Below are 17,637 nucleotides of genomic sequence, written 5' to 3' on the forward strand. Positions count from 1 at the left end.
GATTCAAGCAAAGATTCTATCAAGTGATCGTAAAATTTACTATTCGCTTGTCTGCGGAAAATAAAGCCGAATCTATTTATAAAATAGCAGCTTTAAAGGAAGATACTTTAAAATTTTATTGAAGCTCTCCCGTTATGTGTATCCAAATAATCAATGCTTGATTGAAGAAGCTCTTGTAACGCTATCTTTAGGTGTGGATGCAATGACTTGACCAGGGATAGCTGACGGTATCGCATCAGGCTTATATTCCAGAGCAATTTCTAGCACCTGGTCAATCCATTTTACTGGCTTGATATCCAGTTTGTTTTTAATGTTTCCAGGAATCTCACTCAAATCCTTGACATTATCTTCCGGGATCAACACCGTGCTTATTCCACCACGATGAGCAGCCAGGAGTTTCTCCTTGAGCCCACCGATTGGAAGAATTTCGCCTCTTAGTGTAATTTCCCCGGTCATCGCAACGGATGCTCGCACCGGGACTCCGGTCAATGCAGAAACCATAGCCAGACAAATACCAATACCTGCACTCGGCCCATCTTTAGGCGTGGCCCCTTCAGGCAAGTGAATATGAATATCGTTCTTCAGATAAAAATCATCTGATATTCCCAGAACGATTGAGCGGCTTCGAACAACAGACAGGGCTGCCTGAATGGATTCCTGCATGACTTCACCCAGTTTACCGGTCGTAATCGTCTTCCCTTTGCCTAGTAGCACTACCGCCTCAATTCTCAGCAACTCACCGCCTACCTCCGTCCAAGCCAGTCCCGTAACCTGTCCAACCTGATTTTTTTCGTCAGCCATGCCATAAGCGTAACGGCGCACTCCAAGATATTTATCGAGGTTGCGGGAGTTGATAATAATCTTTTCCTTATTTTTTTTAACCAGCAAAATTTTGACGACTTTCCTGCAAATCTTGGAGATTTCTCTTTCCATTGAACGCACTCCCGCTTCTCGGGTGTAGTAGCGGACAATGTCACGTAATGCAGATTCAGAAACAGACAACTCCCCCTCGCTTAAACCATGATCCTTCATTTGCTTGGGTAGAAGATATCGTTTTGCAATATTTAGTTTCTCATCTTCGGTATAGCCTGAAAGTCGAATAACTTCCATTCGATCAAGGAGTGCGGGAGGAATGTTCAGTGTGTTTGCGGTAGCAACGAACATGACATCCGATAAGTCGTATTCAACTTCGATGTAGTGATCAACAAATGTATTGTTTTGCTCCGGATCAAGTACTTCCAGCAAGGCAGAAGAAGGGTCGCCACGAAAATCCATTCCCATTTTGTCAACTTCATCTAACAGAAACAGTGGGTTTTTGACACCGATTTTTGTCATACTTTGCAAAATCTTTCCGGGCATCGAACCGATGTAAGTTCGACGATGCCCACGGATCTCAGCTTCATCTCGCATGCCTCCGAGAGACATACGAACAAATTTACGGTTTGTCGCGCGAGCTATAGATCGACCTAGTGAAGTTTTACCTACTCCAGGCGGGCCGACAAGGCAAAGAATGGGAGCCTTGGATTTGGCAACCCGCTGTTGTACTGCAAGGTATTCAACTATCCTTTCCTTTACTTTCTCCAAACCATAATGATCTTCATTCAGGATGGATTCGGCAATCTTTAATTCTTTGCTGATTTTGGTTTTCTGCTTCCAGGGCAATGCAACCAGCGTGTCAATATAATTTCGTACAACAGTTGCTTCGGCTGACATAGGAGACATCAGGCGCAGTTTTTTCAGCTCAGACTCTGCCTTGGCTAATGCTTCTTTAGGCAAGGAAGCTGCCTTTATTTTTCTTTCAATTTCTTCAAGGTCAGTACCATCTTCGCCTTCGCCCAGTTCTTTCTGAATAGCTTTAACCTGTTCATTCAGGTAATAGTCCCGCTGGCTTTTTTCCATCTGGCGCTTGACTCTACCGCGAATGCGCTTTTCTACCTGGAGGATATCCAGTTCGGCTTCCAGAAGGCCAAGTAAACGTTCTAAACGTGGCTGAACTTCAAAAATTTCCAGAATTTCCTGTTTTTGCTCCAGTCTCAAGGGAAGATAAGCAGCGATCGTATCAGCTAATCGTCCGACCTCATCAATTCCTGTCAGGGAAGCAAGAATTTCTGATGGGATTTTTTTGTTTAATTTGACATATTGGTCAAATTGGGAAAGAAGAGCGCGTCGTAATGCTTCAATTTCTGACGTATCGATCTCATCAATCGTGACTGGTATAGCCTTTCCAGAAAAATAGGCTTCGGAATCATTAAAAGATTCAATTTCTGCCCGATAACTTCCTTCTACCAATACCTTGACTGTTCCATCGGGGAGTTTCAGCATTTGCAAAATGCTTGAAACACAGCAAACTTTATAAAGGTCTTGGGGAGAAGGGTCATCTTTAGAGGCTGATTTCTGAGCAACTAGCAGAATATTTTTTCCAGCTTCTGTCGCAGCTTCTAAAGCCTTGATAGACTTTGGACGTCCCACAAATAATGGAATAACCATGTGTGGAAAGACCACCACATCACGCAGTGGGAGCAGTGGTAAATCAAGCTCGTTTTGTTCTTGGGTGTCGAGAATATCTGATGTCATGTCATTTACATCCTGCAGAAAACATGGATAGGATAAGATATGGTGACACCTGTGAAAAACAGGTACCCGCAGTGTGCTAAAAACAAACTCTTAAAAGAATTTGTACTATTTCGAGCTTCTGGCCAGCTTGGGCTTTTCAGCATAAATTATGATAGGTTGAAGATCATCATTTGTAGAGCTGCTTTCGATCACCACTTTTGAGACGTTTTTGATTGAAGGCAGATCATACATAATATCCAGCAGTGTTTCCTCAAGAATAGAACGTAATCCACGTGCTCCAGTTTTCCGTGCAAGCGCTTTTCTGGCAATTGTTACAAGAGCCTGTTCGCGGAATTCCAATTCAACTCCTCCTTCCATGCTGAATAGCTTGCTGTATTGTTTAACCAGTGCATTTTTGGGTTCAATCAAAATTTGGATCAGTGCTGCCTCGTTCAATTCACGCAACGTTGCCACGACTGGTAAACGCCCGATAAACTCCGGAATCAAGCCGTATTTAATTAGATCTTCTGGTTCAATGTCACCCAATATCTTGTTTAATTCCTTGCGATCGTTCTGGTTGATGACATCCGCACCAAAGCCTATGCCACTTTTTTCAGATCGTGCACGTATGATTTTATCGATACCATCAAATGCCCCACCACAAATGAACAGAATATTTGTGGTATCAACCTGAATAAATTCCTGATTGGGATGTTTGCGACCACCTTGAGGAGGTACCAAGGCTGCTGTACCCTCAATCAGTTTGAGTAGTGCCTGTTGTACACCTTCTCCTGAAACATCCCGAGTGATGGAAGGGTTGTCTGATTTACGCGAGATTTTATCTATCTCGTCGATGTATACGATTCCGCGCTGGGCCTTTTCAACATCGTGGTTACTTGCTTGCAGCAACTTCTGAATAATATTTTCTACATCCTCACCGACATATCCTGCTTCTGTCAGCGTCGTTGCATCAGCAATAACAAACGGTACATCTAGCAATCTTGCCAGTGTCTGTGCCAGTAAGGTCTTGCCAGATCCGGTAGGGCCAATCAGCAATATATTGCTTTTGGCAAGTTCAATGTCATCGCTACCAGCATTAACTTTTGATAGATTTCTTAATCGCTTATAGTGGTTGTAAACTGCAACAGACAGTATTTTTTTTGCAGATTCCTGTCCAATGACATATTGATCCAGTGTTTCACAAATTTCATGTGGGGTCGGCAAACTTGTTTTAGATAGTTTGGCCGTTTCATCAACCTGTATTTCTTCGCGAATAATGTCATTACAAAGGTCGATACACTCATCGCAAATGAATACAGATGGCCCGGCAATTAACTTTCGGACCTCTCGCTGACTCTTTCCGCAAAAAGAACAATACAAAAGTTTTTCGTCATTTGTTTTTTCAGACATTATTCCACCCCACAATCATCAAACGAATATTGCTCTTGTTCAGCAGGAGCAATTTGATTTTACTCGTGTTTTACTTTCCGGCTCGTTAATACTGCATCCACTAAACTATACTTTACGGCTGCTTCTGCGCCGAGAAAATTGTCACGATCAGTATCTTTCTCAATAGTTCTAATTGTTTGACTGGTATGTTTAGCCAAAATTTCATTTAAACGACCTTTCAGTGCCAAAATTTCCTTAGCGTGTATTTCTATGTCGGATGCTTGTCCCTGAAATCCGCCCAGTGGCTGATGGATCATTACGCGTGAATTGGGTAGGCAATAACGCTTGCCTTTGGCGCCCGCAGTAAGCAGCAAGGCACCCATGCTGGCAGCTTGTCCTATGCAAAGTGTGCTGACATCCGGTTTAATGAATTGCATGGTGTCATACACAGCTAGTCCTGCCGTGACAAGTCCGCCGGGCGAATTGATATATAAGGAAATATCTTTCTCTGAATTTTCGGATTCTAGAAACAAGAGCTGCGCAATTACCAAGTTGGCAGATGTTTCTGTAACCGGGCCCACTAAAAAAATGATTCTTTCTCTGAGCAGCCTTGAATAAATATCGTAGGCGCGCTCTCCGCGACCACTGGACTCGATTACCATGGGAATCAAACCCAGTCCTGTAGTATTCAATTCGTTTTTCTCCCAATCAAGTATTGGCTGCATGTGAATATCCCATTAGTTCATCGAAAGTGACATTCTGATCAACGATATTGGCTCTGTCCAGTATCCATGATACGGCGTTATCCTCCAGAACAAGCGGTTCTATTTCCTTGATTCGTTCAGGTGAAGCGAAGTGCCATTTGATGACCTGTTCAGGATTTTCGTAACTTTGAGCATGTTCTTCAATAAAACTTTTGATTTGCTCAGGCTTTACACCTAATCCGTGTGTTTCGATCAATCTGGATAAAATGAGTCCTAGTCTGACGCGCCGCTCAGCTCTTTCCAGAAAGGTATCTCTTTGCAAATTGGAGGCTTTAGGAAAACCACGTGCTGTCCGGGTATCTTGTACTTCTTCTATTAGCCGATCTATTTCCTGTTGAACCAAAATTTTGGGGATATCTACTGAAATCTTATCCAGTAGGGATTGCATGACTTGTTCTTTGAGTTTTACCCGGATACGCTGGGTTGTTTCACGCTGAAGATTAGCCTTGATTTCTGATTGCATTTTTTCAACATTACCATCCTCAATCCCTAGCGACTTGGCAAATTCACCATCCACGTCCGGTAGCTTAGGAGCTTCAACCTTATTGAGTGTAATTGTAAAAGTTACTTTCTTTCCGGCAACTTCTTTTCCTGAATAGTCTTCAGGAAAAGTCATATCAAACGTTTTCTCCTGTCCTGTACTCATGCCCAGGATAGATGCCTCGAAATCTTCCAGAAGATGCCCGTTTCCAAGAATGACACTGTAATTATCTGCCTGGCCACCAGCAAAGTTCTTTCCGTCCAGGGATCCCTGGTAATTGATATTAACCCGGTCACCCGTTTGTGCCGGACGATCTACCGACTCATAGTTTGTTCGCTGTTTACGCAGAACTTCCAGTGTTTTCTGGATTTCCACGTCGCCAATCTGTAAAACAGGTTTGTTGATTGTAATCGAATTTAAATCACCCAGTTCGATATTAGGATAGATTTCAAATGTTGCGCGGAATTCATAGTTTGAATTATCTGTTCCGGGATTTCTGGATTCAAAGTTTGGAACACCTGCAATGCGATAGTTTTCTCGATTAATACTTTCGCTAAACTGTTGTTGCAACAACTCTCCCAGCACTTCGTGCTCAATCTGATGGCCGTATTGCTGTGCAACTATTTTCATAGGAACTTTGCCCGGACGGAATCCCTGTATCTTGATTTTTGGAGCCAGGCGCTTCAGGCGCTGACCCACTTCGGCTTCGACTTTTTCCCGTGAAACAGAGAGTTCAATATTGCGCTCCAGTGGATTGGAGGCTTCCTCTTGTGTCTGCATCTATTTTCCTGAGCTGATACGTAACATTGATTAAACAAGTGGTATGATCGTGCTAGGTTGGCCAAGCCTGAATATTCCGTGGTGCGAAAGGGGGGACTCGAACCCCCACACCTCATCGGCGCCAGAACCTAAATCTGGTGCGTCTACCAATTCCGCCACTTTCGCGCGCCGGGCTATTCAAAAATTAGCGGGATTCAGAATTCCCAAAAACAAGATGATTTTTGCTCACACAGTTGTGCCGCAGCTTGTTTTTCAGCGAATCACACCACACCCCTTTATAGCCAATTATACTCGCTTCTAACAACCGGGGCAGATTTCCTGTCCGTTGTGCGGTTAATCTTTTTGGCAATTGAACGTTTTGCCAGTTACTCCAGTACTATTTGGTCCCATCAGGAAGAGATAAGTCCCCATCAGATCTGCCGGTTTGGGTAATAAACGGTTATTGCTGCCCGGATGAGTTTTGGTACGTTGTGGCGTGTCTGTAGCTCCAGGAATCAGTGCGTTAATGCGTAAATTTGGATAAATCTCCCACTCCTCAGACTGAATTTTGACCAATGCTTCCACCCCTGCTTTCGCTACTGCAAAAGCACCCCAGTAGGCTGTGGGTACTTGGCCGTGGGTGTCTCCCGTCATGATTACACTGGCATCCTGGGCGGTCTTGAGCAACGGAAAACAGGCGCGAGTCAGCATTGCAGGGATGAGAAGATTGATCTGCATGGTGGTTTGCCAGTGCTCAAGTGTATGGAATTCAAGTGGCATTGGGCCGGTGGTCCAGGCGACATTGTGCAAAATACCATCCAGCCGACCAATTTGGGAGGCTATTGCCCCAGCTAGTTCCACAATGCCAGTTTCAGTAGCCTGTTCGAAATCAAATGGCAGAATGATTGCTGATGCTCTGCCGAGCGTCTCGATTTCATCATAAACCTGCTCAAGCTTCTCGGTTTTACGGCCATGTAAAATAATCGTGGCGCCATATTTTGCGAAAGTGAGTGCTGCAGTGCGCCCAATACCTTGTCCTGCACCTGTAACCAGGATAACCCGGTCTGCAAGCAAATTCCGGTCATCCGGATAAGTTTTTAAAGTATCCAATATATTTATCTCAGCACGACCGATAGAAGTTAAAAACCACAACGTCCGGTTTTTTGCATACCGATCCGTTGTGGTTCATTATTGTTAACAGATAGACCGATTGGAGTCGGTTACATGTCCATACCGCCCATGCCACCCATACCGCCCATGCCGGCACCTGCCCCAGGCGAATCTTCTTTTGGAAGCTCTGCAACCATTGCGTCCGTCGTCAGAATCAATCCTGCAACTGATGAGGCGTTTTGCAGAGCCGAGCGGGTTACTTTGGTAGGGTCCAGCACGCCCATAGCAACTAGATCGCCATATTCACCCGTTGCAGCATTGTAACCAAAGTTACCTTTACCTTCCTTAACTTTGTTGACGACTACAGAAGCTTCATCTCCGCAGTTGGTTACGATCTGGCGTAGTGGCTCTTCCAGTGCACGCAAAACAATTTTGATGCCGGAATCCTGATCATGGTTGTCGCCTTTGGCCTTGCTCACAGCATCAATTGTACGCAGCAGGGCGACGCCACCACCAGGAACAATACCTTCTTCAACCGCAGCGCGTGTTGCGTGAAAGGCATCTTCAACGCGAGCTTTTTTCTCTTTCATCTCCATTTCCGTGGCAGCGCCAACCTTGATTAGAGCTACACCCCCAGCCAGTTTGGCTACGCGTTCTTGAAGCTTCTCGCGATCATAGTCACTGGTTGCTTCTTCGATTTGCTTGCGAATCTGTGTAACGCGTGCTTCAATGGCTTTGGTATCTCCGGCACCATCAATAATGGTGGTGTTTTCCTTGCCAACTTCAACGCGTTTAGCCTGGCCCAGATCTTCCAGTTTAGCTTTCTCCAGGGATAAACCGACTTCTTCGGCAATCACCGTACCACCCGTCAGGATCGCGATATCTTCCAGCATAGCCTTACGACGATCACCAAAACCAGGTGCCTTGACTGCGCATGTTTTGAGGATGCCGCGAATATTGTTCACGACCAGTGTTGCCAGGGCTTCACCATCAACATCTTCAGCAATGATCAGCAGTGGTTTACCTGCTTTGGCTACTTGTTCGAGTATTGGCAGAAGGTCACGAATATTGGATATTTTTTTGTCGTGCAACAGAATGAAAGGGTTTTCGAGTGCTGCAATCTGTTTCTCAGCGCTGCTGACAAAATAGGGAGAGAGATAACCCCGGTCAAACTGCATGCCTTCCACGACATCCAGCTCATTTTCCAGGCCGGAACCATCTTCAACCGTAATGACGCCTTCCTTGCCGACTTTATCCATTGCTTCAGCAATGATTCTGCCGATTTCGGCATCGGAATTGGCAGAAATGCTGCCAACTTGAGCGATTTCCTTGCTGGTGGAACATGGCTTGGAAAGTTTTTTCAATTCTTCAACAGCGGCGCTAACTGCCTTTTCGATCCCGCGCTTCAGATCCATTGGATTCATTCCGGCTGCGACATAACGCATACCTTCCTTGACGATGGCTTGTGCTAAAACAGTTGCCGTCGTTGTGCCATCTCCTGCTGTATCCGAGGTTTTGCTGGCGACTTCCTTGACCATTTGTGCGCCCATGTTTTCGAACTTGTCTTTCAGTTCAATCTCTTTCGCAACCGATACGCCATCCTTGGTGATGGTGGGGGCGCCGTATGAACGCTCCAGTACAACATTGCGTCCTTTAGGGCCTAACGTCACTTTAACCGCATCTGCCAGTACATTTACGCCAGTGATTACGGCGCTGCGCGCTGCATCTCCAAATCTTACTTCTTTAGCTGCCATATCTTTACTCCTGATTTCAGTTGGTTATTCAACGATCAATTAACCTTCAATCACACCCATGATGTCTTCTTCACGCATTACGAGGAACTCTTCGCCCTTAATTTTGACAGCCTGGCCGGCATATTTGCCGAAGAGTACCTTGTCTCCGACTTTAACTTCCAATGTGCGGATTTTGCCGTCTTCGCCCGCCTTTCCTTTACCTACAGCGATGATCTCACCCTGATCCGGTTTTTCTGCGGCGGTATCGGGAATTACGATACCGGACGCGGTCTTGCGTTCTTCTTCCAGCCGTTTAACAATTACACGATCATGTAAAGGGCGAATATTCATAGTCCTTTTCTCCTACAATGGTTAACAAAAACGAAAGATCTGGTCATATTTGAATCTGATTCAATGAGTTTCATCAACAATCGCTGAATCTCGTAACAACCTATTATTAGCACTCAACGACGTTGAGTGCTAATAATAGAGGCTATTATAAGGAATTTCAAGACAGTGAATGATAAAAAAGTAACTTTGCACACCCATCAGAGTGTCTGGCATCCCTGCACCCAGATGAAGCATCACGAAGCATTTCCCCCGATATTAATCACCAGGGGAGAGGGTGTGTGGCTGTATGGTGCAGATGGTAAGCGTTATCTGGATACAATCAGTTCATGGTGGGTCAATTTATTTGGGCACTGCAATCCTCGTATCAATGCTGCCATCATTGACCAACTTAGCAAGCTGGAACACGCGATGCTGGCTGGATTGATTCATGAGCCAGTAGTAGAGCTGTCAGAACGATTGAGTGCCATAACGCCAGGAAACCTGAGTCATTGTTTCTATGCCAGCGATGGTTCGTCAGCCAATGAGATTGCGCTGAAAATGAGTTTTCACTACTGGCAGCAATGTGGTTTCCCCGATAAAACCCAATTCGTTAATCTGCAGAATGGTTATCATGGAGAAACCCTGGGGGCGTTATCGGTCACCGATGTCCCGCTTTTTAGACAAATTTATGCACCGCTGTTACGCCCTGCGCATCCGGTACCTACCCCTGATTGGCGTGTTGCTGAAACTGGAACAACCCCGGAAACTCATGCGCTGAAGGCTGCCGCTGAATTGGAGAGTTATCTCGCACAACATCATGCCAGTACAGCGGCTCTGATTCTGGAGCCTCTTATCCAGGGAGCGGGCGGAATGGGAATGTACCACCCGGTTTATCTGCAACGGGCACGGGAAATATGCGATACCTACCGGGTTCATTTAATAGCAGATGAGATTGCGGTTGGATTTGGTCGAACAGGCACTCTGTTTGCATGTGAACAAGCTGGAATCACACCGGATTTTATGTGCCTTGCCAAAGGGTTAAGTGGGGGCTATTTGCCGCTTTCAGTGGTCATGACTAATGACGCAGTCTATCGTGCGTTTTACCGTGATGAAACTAACCAGGCTTTTCTCCATTCGCACTCCCATTCCGGCAATATTCTTGCCTGTCGGGCAGCCCTGGCAACGCTCGATATCATTGAGCAGGATAATGTGATCGAAACAAACCGTAAAAAAACTGATTTTCTCAATCAATGTTTACAGCCCGTTCGGGAGCACCCGAATGTCAAGAATTTCCGCAACTGCGGTATGATTTGGGCGTTTGAAGTGGATAACCCCCAACCGGATTTCACACACCGCTTTGCGCAAAAGGGACTAGAACAACAACTTCTGATTCGTCCCATGGGCAACTCGGTCTACATCATGCCGCCGTACATTATTAATGAAGAGGAAATGGAATTGATGGCCCGGGGTATTCTGCACATTCTCAATAGAATATAAATACCCATGCAGATTACCTTTCTGGGCGGTGTTGGAGAAGTCACCGGATCATGTTACCTAGTTGAAACGGATGATGTGCGCTTTCTGGTGGATTGCGGTATGTTCCAGGGCGGGCGGGATGCAAGTCGTAAAAATCATACCGCAATCAATTTTAATCCGGAATCAATGGATTTTGTTTTGCTAACACATGCCCATGTGGATCATTCTGGGTTATTGCCGCGCTTGAGTGTGCTCGGATTCAGAGGGCCTGTCTACATGACCCCGGCCACGGCAGATCTACTTTCAATCATCCTGAAAGATAGTGCTCATATTCAGGAAAAAGAAGCAGAGTGGCATACAAAAACGGCATTGCGTAATAAACGTTCGCTACGTTATGAAAATGTCCCGCTCTACACTGTTACCCAGGCAGAAGCATTTCTTAAACAAATGCGAGGTGTCAATTATGACGAAACATGTCAGCCGCATCCATTAGTGCAGTGTCGATTTCGTGATGCTGGACACATTATTGGATCAGCCATCATTGAGGTCTGGCTGAAGTCCGGTTCCAGGCAGAGAAAAATTGTTTTCTCGGGTGATCTGGGGCAGCCGGGCCATCCTATCGTGCGCGATCCGACATTTATCAAAGAGGCTGATTATCTGTTGGTTGAATCCACTTATGGCAACCGTTGCCATCGCAGCATGCAAGACACACGCGATGAAATGGTGGAAATCATTTGTCAGACACTGATCCATAAACGCGGCAATATCATCGTACCGGCGTTTACTGTTGGCCGTACTCAGGATTTGTTATTTCTGCTGACGGATCTGCAGCGTCAGGGGCGCCTGGGAGTGATGGATATTTACGTGGATTCACCTATGGCGTTGGCTGCTACGGAAATCACACTCAGACATAGAGAATTATTTGATAAGGAAACTATCGATATCATGAACTGGCACAGCCAGCATAATAAGAATCTGCGGATTCATTTTGTGCAGGAAGTCGAGGATTCAATCAGGCTCAATCACATACAATCCGGCGCAATCGTTATTTCTGCCAGTGGTATGTGCGATGCCGGGCGCATTAAATATCACCTGAAATATAACTTGCCCAGACCTGAATGCAGCATTTTGTTTACCGGCTTTCAGGCTGCGGGTACCTTGGGGCGCAGATTAGTGGATGGTAGTAAAAATGTTCGTGTTTTTGGTGAACAAATTCCTGTGCACGCATCTATTCATACGGTTGGCGGGCTTTCTGCCCATGCTGATCAGGAGAATCTGCTTGATTGGTTAAGAGGATTCAGCCAGCCTCCGCGAAAAACTTTCATCGTGCATGGCGAACCGGGTAGTGCCGAAGCTTTTGCCTGTGCAATCCGGGAACAATTACAGTGGCCGGTGAGTATTCCTCAGCGCATGGATTCAGAACGACTGGGCTGATTCTATTTTCAGCTGAAAGTAGAATCAGCAATTTTCAAACTTCTTCCCGAATCATTATTGCGTTGTATCAACCAGAAAACAGCATTAGCAGCAGTCGATTATTTGGTTTTGCTGTTTGTCAGAACGAATTCAGCCAGACGTTGCGCGGGTTCGCCGGTAATGTTGGGGAAGGCTGTCATTGTCATGCCGCCTTTTTGAACTTTCTCGATAATAGCTTCTTTGGTATTCATCTTGGCGCTCAAGAGCATGACCTTGCCATCTGTTTCAGGTTTGTGACATTTAGTGCAGCTTGCGAAAAAAATATCTTCGCCACTAGCATTTTCTGCCGGGGTATAAGTGTCGGTCTTCGCACATCCTGTCAAGCTGATTACTGCAGAAACCACCAACAATCCAATCGTTCTTTTCATTTTTCTCTCCGTTTAACAAGGGCGGACATTATAGCCGCTATCCATCTTAATTTAATTATTGCTGCAAGCTTATGTGGTGTGCTTGTAAAAATGTTTGATGTTAGTATCTTCAGCCCGGTTAAACAGTTGGAAAACAAACCTCTCTTGCTACGGAATAGATCATGAAAATTGCCACCTGGAATGTCAACTCACTCAAAGTTCGATTACAGCAGGTAATCGACTGGCTGAACGTCAATCAACCAGATGTATTGTGTTTGCAGGAAACCAAGCTTCAGGATGAATTCTTCCCGGTGGATGAACTTGCGCAGGCGGGTTACCAGTCAATCTATGCTGGTCAAAAGACATATAACGGCGTTGCTTTACTGAGTAAAGTAACAGGAGTGGATGTTTGCGCGGCCTTGCCCGATTTTGATGATCCACAGAAAAGGCTGATTGCAGCAACCTATGGAGATTTGCGTATTATTTGTGTGTATGTGCCGAATGGGGAGCGTGTTGATTCAGAAAAATATGCCTATAAACTGAGGTGGTTGTCGATACTCAATTCTTTTTTGCAACAGGAGCGGACACGTTACGGCAAGGTGGCATTACTAGGAGATTTCAATATTGCTCCGGAGGATCGTGATGTTTATGATCCTGAGGCCTGGAAGGGACAAGTGTTGTGCAGCGAGGCTGAGCGGCAAGCCTTTCGCGGATTGTTAGATACAGGATTTGTTGACAGTTTTCACCTGTTCGAGCAGCCTGAAAAAATATATACCTGGTGGGATTATCGTATGATGGCTTTCCGCCGGAACAGAGGGTTGCGTATTGATCATATTTTGCTGAGTCATGAAACGGCAGACAGTTGCGCTACCTGGCAAGTGGACAAGGCACCTAGGAAACTGGAACGGCCGTCAGATCATGCACCGGTTTGGGTGGAGCTGGCGTAAGCAGCAAGAAATCTGAATTTTATGTGTGAAAAGCTTGAGGGCGTGAATGATTATCGGATTACCCAAAGAGACGAAAGAGGATGAATACCGGGTCGGACTTACTCCGGGCAGCGTACATACACTGACTGAGCGAGGGCACCGGGTGCTGGTTGAAACCGGAGCAGGTGCGGGCAGTATTATTTCCGATCAGGATTACCGGGAAGCCGGTGCAGAAATTGTGATGCGCGCCGCAGATGCCTGGGCAGCTGAATTGGTCGTCAAGGTAAAAGAGCCAACCGAAGTGGAATATCAGTATTTGCGAAAGGATTTACTGCTGTTTGCTTATCTACATCTGGCTTCAAATAGAGCCCTAGCAGAAAAACTGCTCGCCAGCGGCGTCAGTGCAATTGCCTATGAAACAGTGCAGACGGCATTCGGCGCATTACCGTTATTGACACCCATGAGCGAGGTAGCGGGGCGCATGGCGGTGCAGATTGGCGCAACCTATCTGTTAAAAACTCAAGGGGGGCGGGGAGTGCTGATGGGTGGGGTGCCAGGCGTTGCCCCAGCCAATGTAGTCATTCTGGGCGCAGGGGTAGTGGGCACCAATGCTGCGGTAGTAGCAACCGGAATGGGGGCGATGGTGACAGTGCTGGATATCAATCATGATCGTTTGAAAGCGCTGGATGACCGTTTTTCCGGACGGCTGCAAACTCGATATTGTGATGCGGTCAATGTGCGTCAGGCAGTTTACGAGGCAGATCTTGTCATCGGTGCCGTATTGATCCCCGGTGGGCGCTCACCTTGGCTAGTAACTCGGGAAATGTTGCCGCAAATGCGTGTGGGTTCAGTGATTGTTGATGTGGCAGTTGATCAGGGAGGGTGTGTGGAAACAACCCGACCGACCACACACAGCCATCCTGTTTTTGAAGTGGATGGTGTGCTGCATTACTGTGTGACGAACATGCCGGGCGCAGTTCCGCGTACCAGCACCTTTGCGTTGAACAACCAGACTGCCAGCTATGTTGCCTGTCTGGCAGATGAAGGGCTGTCAGCCTTGCAGAGCAATCAGGCGTTGATGAATGGCCTTAATATCTATCGTGGACAAGTCATGCATCCGGCAGTAGCTGAGGCTTTCGGTTTGCCGTATACATCACCGCTGGAAATACTGGTTGCTTAAAGATGGTCTGTATAACTTTCATATCGTCCTGCGGTATTGAAAACAGGCTCAAAGTACTCTTTATCGTATGTAAACTGCGTTTTTTCACCTATTTTCATCTTACCTTGACGATCTTGTTGATGCTTTTCAACACCTTGTTAATGCCAGGGCGTAACCGGGATTACAGATATGCTGTTTTGTGGTGATCCTTCAATGACTCGATCGCTATAGCTGAGATAGATCAGCACGTTACGCCTGGCATCATAGAAACGTACCACTTGTAATGTTTTAAACAGCAGCGAGGTACTTTTCTTGAATACTTCGTCTCCATCCGCCTTACCATTTTTTATTTTCTCCGGCAATGCAATTGGCCCTGTCTGACGGCAGGCGATAGAAGCCTCCGATCTATCTTCAGCCACACCTACTGTGCCGCTTATTCCCCCTGTTTTTGCTCGGCTCAGATAACACGTAGCGCCTGCTACATCCGGATCATCAAATGCCTCTACTACTATTTTATCGTTGGCACCCAGCAACTTGAATCGTGTCGATACACTGCCGATATCCTCTGCCAGTAGCGGCAGCGAATATGAACCGATAATAGTTGCCGTCCAGATCAGTATTCCCCGTTTGATCCAGCCTGGCAGGTTGGTCTGGCTGACTCTTTTCTGATGGTGTTTCATGGAAATCCTCCTTTTTTACGATAGCGCTATGACAATCCGGATGACAGAATTGATTATAGCTTTCCGGAGTATCTGCTACAGCCGAAACTTTTTGTACCAGGATACGTTTGTATTGATCACTTTACTATCCACAGTTATCCTCGCTTGACCAGTGCAATTAATGTAATACCGCAGAACCCGGCGCTGGCATAGAACGTGAAGGACGCTCCCATCTGATCCCAAAGCAGACCGGCGACCACACTGGCGATGAGCATGGCAATGCCGCTGATAAGGTTAAAGAATCCATACGCTGTACCGCGTAAATCAACCGGTGCGGCATTAGCAACCATTGTTGCCAACAGCCCCTGCGTCATGCCCATGTGAATTCCCCATAACGCGACACCTACGAGTACTGTCATCCAATGAGCATCGATAGCCAATACCAGATCAGCGACAATCAGAACAAACAGCCCTAGTGCCAGCAATATCTTGTGACTTATGCGATCGGATAACTTGCCAAAAGGGTAGGCCGATGCTGCATAAACCAAGTTCATGGCAACCATTACCAGTGGAACCAGTGCAAGTGGGATGCCACCTTGTTGAGCGCGAAGCACCAGAAATGCTTCACTGAACCGTGCCAGTGTGAATACGGCACCGATACCGACAACCCACCAGTACGTGGCATGCAAACGCATCAGATTCTCTTTGCAGATTGGATTGATACGTTTGTTACTAACGTTTTGCTTTGGCTCATGAACACCGAAGAATAGCAACGCGACCGCTAACAACCCAGGGATAACAGCAACCCAAAACACTGCCCGGAAGTCGTTTGCCCACAGTAGCATCAGGCCGGTTGCCAATAACGGGCCAAGGAATGCACCGACTGTATCCAGCGATTGTCTGAGGCCAAATGCCGCACCGCGCACCTCTATGGGGGTGATATCCGCTACCAGCGCGTCACGTGGAGCACCCCGGACACCTTTACCCACCCGATCCAACAATCGAGCCGCGAGTACAACACTGGTGACTGGGGCAATGGCAAACAACGGTTTGGTCAGTGCTCCTAGGGCGTAACCGAACAGAGCCAGTGCTTTGCGTTTGCCTAGATAGTCGCTGAGTGCGCCCGAGAATACCTTGACAATGAGTGCCGTGGATTCGGCCAGCCCTTCGATCAAGCCAACCATAAGAGCACTTGCACCCAGAGTGCCGGCCAGGAATAACGGCAGCAGACTGTGAATCATCTCGGAGGAGATGTCCATCAGCATGCTAACGAAGCCCAGTACCCAGACGCCGGAAGGAATCTTGCTGAGAATTGTTTTTTTTGTCATGATGACACTTTGCTTTTACAGTCTTACCTTAGAATCCAAGCTGCTCCGCCCCCCTCAGCAGCGTTGCAAGACCAAGCAGGGCGAAGATGCCTGCCGCGATCGAGTGCACAAGTCTCATAGGAATCCTGTTTGCAAACCTGTCACCGATGAATACCGCTGGTATATCAGCGATGAGCATACCAAGAGTCGTACCAATCACAACTAAAAATGGAGAGGCATAGTGAGCGGCCAATGTGATAGTTGCAATCTGCGTCTTATCCCCCATTTCGGCCAGAAAAAAAGTGACCAGAGTCGCTCCAAACACGCTGAATCGTCTGGCAATCCGTGTTTCTTCCTCCTCAATCTTATCGGGAATCATTGTCCAGATGGCCATGCCAATGAACGATAGGCCGAGTACCCAACGCAATCCCCCGGGATTGACAATTTCAGTAATCCAGGCCCCTAGCATTCCTGCCAGGCTATGATTCACGATGGTGGCCACCAGGATTCCCAGGATGATAGGAACAGGTTTTTTGAAGCGTGCGGCGAGAATGAATGCGAGGAGTTGGGTTTTGTCGCCGATTTCAGCGAGGGCAATGATCCCGGTTGATACGAAGAACGATTCCATGAGAATTTCCTGGCCGGAAAAGACGATTGACCACGATACATCTCCGGCCTAGTGGAAGCATCGCAGTCAAAGGTCTTGCCAGGCGAAGGGCTGCCTACACCATGACCTGTGGGTCAAGTATGTTGATGTAAGCCTCTTTGTGATAAAGAGTGGCTACTCCCCAATGACCTGAAAATTGTACCAGCTGGCTTTCTGAAAGTCATGAGAACCTGTTCAAAGTCTTTTGAGTAGAAGGGCCAGGAAGGCCAGGTGAATAAACTGCAAGCTGGTGTTGAGTAAGCGCTCACAGTTCTTCCACAGCCGTCGATTCTTCTCCAACCAGGCAAAGCTGCGTTCCACTACCCAACGCTTGGGGATAACGGCGAAGGTATGCAACTCACTGCGCCTGGCGATCTGAACCGCGACAGTCTCGCTCAGCACATCGCGTACACCTTGAGCAAACGGCTCTCCCACATAACCGCTGTCCGCCAACACCGCCACCACCCGGCCCAGGCCTGAACGACAACGCCGGAAAGCCTGCAACGCACCTTTGCGATCGGTCAC

General features: G+C 46.9%; 15 protein-coding genes, 1 tRNA gene, 1 pseudogene and 1 riboswitch. Of the genes and pseudogenes, 4 read left to right on the top strand and 13 right to left on the bottom strand.

The features are described from left to right. Positions 1–150: 150 nt before the first annotated feature. The 8 genes from lon to groES form a co-directional block, all read right to left on the bottom strand. Complete coding sequence (lon, locus tag C8R14_RS00955) at positions 151–2,574, bottom strand: endopeptidase La (RefSeq protein WP_011633332.1); 2,424 nt, start codon at positions 2,572–2,574, stop codon at positions 151–153. Positions 2,575–2,679: 105 nt separating this feature from the next. Next, a complete protein-coding gene (gene clpX, locus C8R14_RS00960) occupies positions 2,680–3,963 on the bottom strand; it encodes an ATP-dependent Clp protease ATP-binding subunit ClpX (RefSeq protein ID WP_011633333.1) in 1,284 nt (427 codons plus the stop codon). 59 nt (positions 3,964–4,022) lie between these two features. After that, the gene (clpP, locus tag C8R14_RS00965; protein WP_011633334.1) at positions 4,023–4,667 is read right to left on the bottom strand and encodes an ATP-dependent Clp endopeptidase proteolytic subunit ClpP; all 645 of its coding nucleotides are present in this window, start codon (positions 4,665–4,667) and stop codon (positions 4,023–4,025) included. Next, a complete protein-coding gene (gene tig, locus C8R14_RS00970) occupies positions 4,651–5,967 on the bottom strand; it encodes a trigger factor (protein WP_011633335.1) in 1,317 nt (438 codons plus the stop codon). Before tig ends, clpP begins: the two co-directional genes overlap by 17 nt. A 79-nt stretch (positions 5,968–6,046) precedes the next feature. Continuing rightward, positions 6,047–6,132 (bottom strand) — tRNA-Leu (locus C8R14_RS00975). Between the two features lie 168 nt (positions 6,133–6,300). Further along, the gene (locus C8R14_RS00980) at positions 6,301–7,056 is read right to left on the bottom strand and encodes an SDR family oxidoreductase (RefSeq protein WP_074456033.1); all 756 of its coding nucleotides are present in this window, start codon (positions 7,054–7,056) and stop codon (positions 6,301–6,303) included. A gap of 110 nt (positions 7,057–7,166) precedes the next feature. Then, on the bottom strand, positions 7,167–8,810 hold the full coding sequence (groL, locus tag C8R14_RS00985; RefSeq protein WP_011633337.1) for a chaperonin GroEL: 1,644 nt from the start codon (positions 8,808–8,810) through the stop codon (positions 7,167–7,169). 39 nt (positions 8,811–8,849) lie between these two features. Beyond that, positions 8,850–9,140, bottom strand: a complete 291-nt coding sequence (gene groES, locus C8R14_RS00990) for a co-chaperone GroES (protein WP_011633338.1) — start codon at positions 9,138–9,140, stop codon at positions 8,850–8,852. Between the two features lie 165 nt (positions 9,141–9,305). Between groES and bioA the strand changes: the two genes are divergently transcribed. Continuing rightward, the gene (gene bioA, locus C8R14_RS00995) at positions 9,306–10,616 is read left to right on the top strand and encodes an adenosylmethionine--8-amino-7-oxononanoate transaminase (protein WP_011633339.1); all 1,311 of its coding nucleotides are present in this window, start codon (positions 9,306–9,308) and stop codon (positions 10,614–10,616) included. Positions 10,617–10,622: 6 nt separating this feature from the next. Continuing rightward, positions 10,623–12,029, top strand: a complete 1,407-nt coding sequence (locus C8R14_RS01000; RefSeq protein ID WP_011633340.1) for an MBL fold metallo-hydrolase RNA specificity domain-containing protein — start codon at positions 10,623–10,625, stop codon at positions 12,027–12,029. Between the two features lie 98 nt (positions 12,030–12,127). On the opposite strand, the gene C8R14_RS01005 is transcribed toward C8R14_RS01000, so the two are convergent. Beyond that, positions 12,128–12,436: a c-type cytochrome gene (locus C8R14_RS01005; RefSeq protein ID WP_011633341.1), complete on the bottom strand. Its 309-nt coding sequence runs from the start codon at positions 12,434–12,436 to the stop codon at positions 12,128–12,130. Positions 12,437–12,597: 161 nt separating this feature from the next. Between C8R14_RS01005 and xth the strand changes: the two genes are divergently transcribed. Together xth and ald are read left to right on the top strand one after the other, a co-directional pair. Then, a complete protein-coding gene (gene xth, locus C8R14_RS01010) occupies positions 12,598–13,362 on the top strand; it encodes an exodeoxyribonuclease III (protein WP_011633342.1) in 765 nt (254 codons plus the stop codon). Positions 13,363–13,408: 46 nt separating this feature from the next. Next, complete coding sequence (ald, locus tag C8R14_RS01015) at positions 13,409–14,521, top strand: alanine dehydrogenase (RefSeq protein ID WP_011633343.1); 1,113 nt, start codon at positions 13,409–13,411, stop codon at positions 14,519–14,521. A 137-nt stretch (positions 14,522–14,658) separates the two neighbouring features. Here ald and C8R14_RS01020 read toward each other — a convergent pair whose 3' ends face one another. The 4 genes and pseudogenes from C8R14_RS01020 to C8R14_RS01035 all read right to left on the bottom strand — a co-directional run. Further along, positions 14,659–15,180, bottom strand: a complete 522-nt coding sequence (locus C8R14_RS01020; protein ID WP_011633344.1) for a CreA family protein — start codon at positions 15,178–15,180, stop codon at positions 14,659–14,661. A gap of 134 nt (positions 15,181–15,314) precedes the next feature. Then, positions 15,315–16,487 (bottom strand): MFS transporter, encoded by a 1,173-nt coding sequence (locus tag C8R14_RS01025; RefSeq protein ID WP_011633345.1) that lies wholly within the window; start codon positions 16,485–16,487, stop codon positions 15,315–15,317. A 28-nt stretch (positions 16,488–16,515) separates the two neighbouring features. Next, the gene (locus C8R14_RS01030; protein ID WP_011633346.1) at positions 16,516–17,094 is read right to left on the bottom strand and encodes a TMEM165/GDT1 family protein; all 579 of its coding nucleotides are present in this window, start codon (positions 17,092–17,094) and stop codon (positions 16,516–16,518) included. Positions 17,095–17,100: 6 nt separating this feature from the next. After that, a riboswitch (yybP-ykoY riboswitch) is annotated at positions 17,101–17,268 on the bottom strand. 39 nt (positions 17,269–17,307) lie between these two features. Then, a pseudogene (locus C8R14_RS01035) lies at positions 17,308–17,637 on the bottom strand (IS5-like element ISNieu4 family transposase); the annotation flags it as partial.

The sequence above is a fragment of the Nitrosomonas eutropha genome (genome assembly GCF_003201195.1).
Lineage (GTDB): Bacteria > Pseudomonadota > Gammaproteobacteria > Burkholderiales > Nitrosomonadaceae > Nitrosomonas > Nitrosomonas eutropha.

What these genes read in the sequence shown, in the direction of transcription:
- lon (WP_011633332.1), bottom strand. Translation starts at nt 2,574, where the DNA reads ATGACATCAGATATTCTCGACACCCAAGAACAAAACGAGCTTGATTTA.
- clpX (WP_011633333.1), bottom strand. Translation starts at nt 3,963, where the DNA reads ATGTCTGAAAAAACAAATGACGAAAAACTTTTGTATTGTTCTTTTTGC.
- clpP (WP_011633334.1), bottom strand. Translation starts at nt 4,667, where the DNA reads ATGCAGCCAATACTTGATTGGGAGAAAAACGAATTGAATACTACAGGA.
- tig (WP_011633335.1), bottom strand. Translation starts at nt 5,967, where the DNA reads ATGCAGACACAAGAGGAAGCCTCCAATCCACTGGAGCGCAATATTGAA.
- groL (WP_011633337.1), bottom strand. Translation starts at nt 8,810, where the DNA reads ATGGCAGCTAAAGAAGTAAGATTTGGAGATGCAGCGCGCAGCGCCGTA.
- groES (WP_011633338.1), bottom strand. Translation starts at nt 9,140, where the DNA reads ATGAATATTCGCCCTTTACATGATCGTGTAATTGTTAAACGGCTGGAA.
- C8R14_RS01000 (WP_011633340.1), top strand. Translation starts at nt 10,623, where the DNA reads ATGCAGATTACCTTTCTGGGCGGTGTTGGAGAAGTCACCGGATCATGT.
- C8R14_RS01005 (WP_011633341.1), bottom strand. Translation starts at nt 12,436, where the DNA reads ATGAAAAGAACGATTGGATTGTTGGTGGTTTCTGCAGTAATCAGCTTG.
- xth (WP_011633342.1), top strand. Translation starts at nt 12,598, where the DNA reads ATGAAAATTGCCACCTGGAATGTCAACTCACTCAAAGTTCGATTACAG.
- ald (WP_011633343.1), top strand. Translation starts at nt 13,409, where the DNA reads ATGATTATCGGATTACCCAAAGAGACGAAAGAGGATGAATACCGGGTC.
- C8R14_RS01020 (WP_011633344.1), bottom strand. Translation starts at nt 15,180, where the DNA reads ATGAAACACCATCAGAAAAGAGTCAGCCAGACCAACCTGCCAGGCTGG.
- C8R14_RS01025 (WP_011633345.1), bottom strand. Translation starts at nt 16,487, where the DNA reads ATGACAAAAAAAACAATTCTCAGCAAGATTCCTTCCGGCGTCTGGGTA.
- C8R14_RS01030 (WP_011633346.1), bottom strand. Translation starts at nt 17,094, where the DNA reads ATGGAATCGTTCTTCGTATCAACCGGGATCATTGCCCTCGCTGAAATC.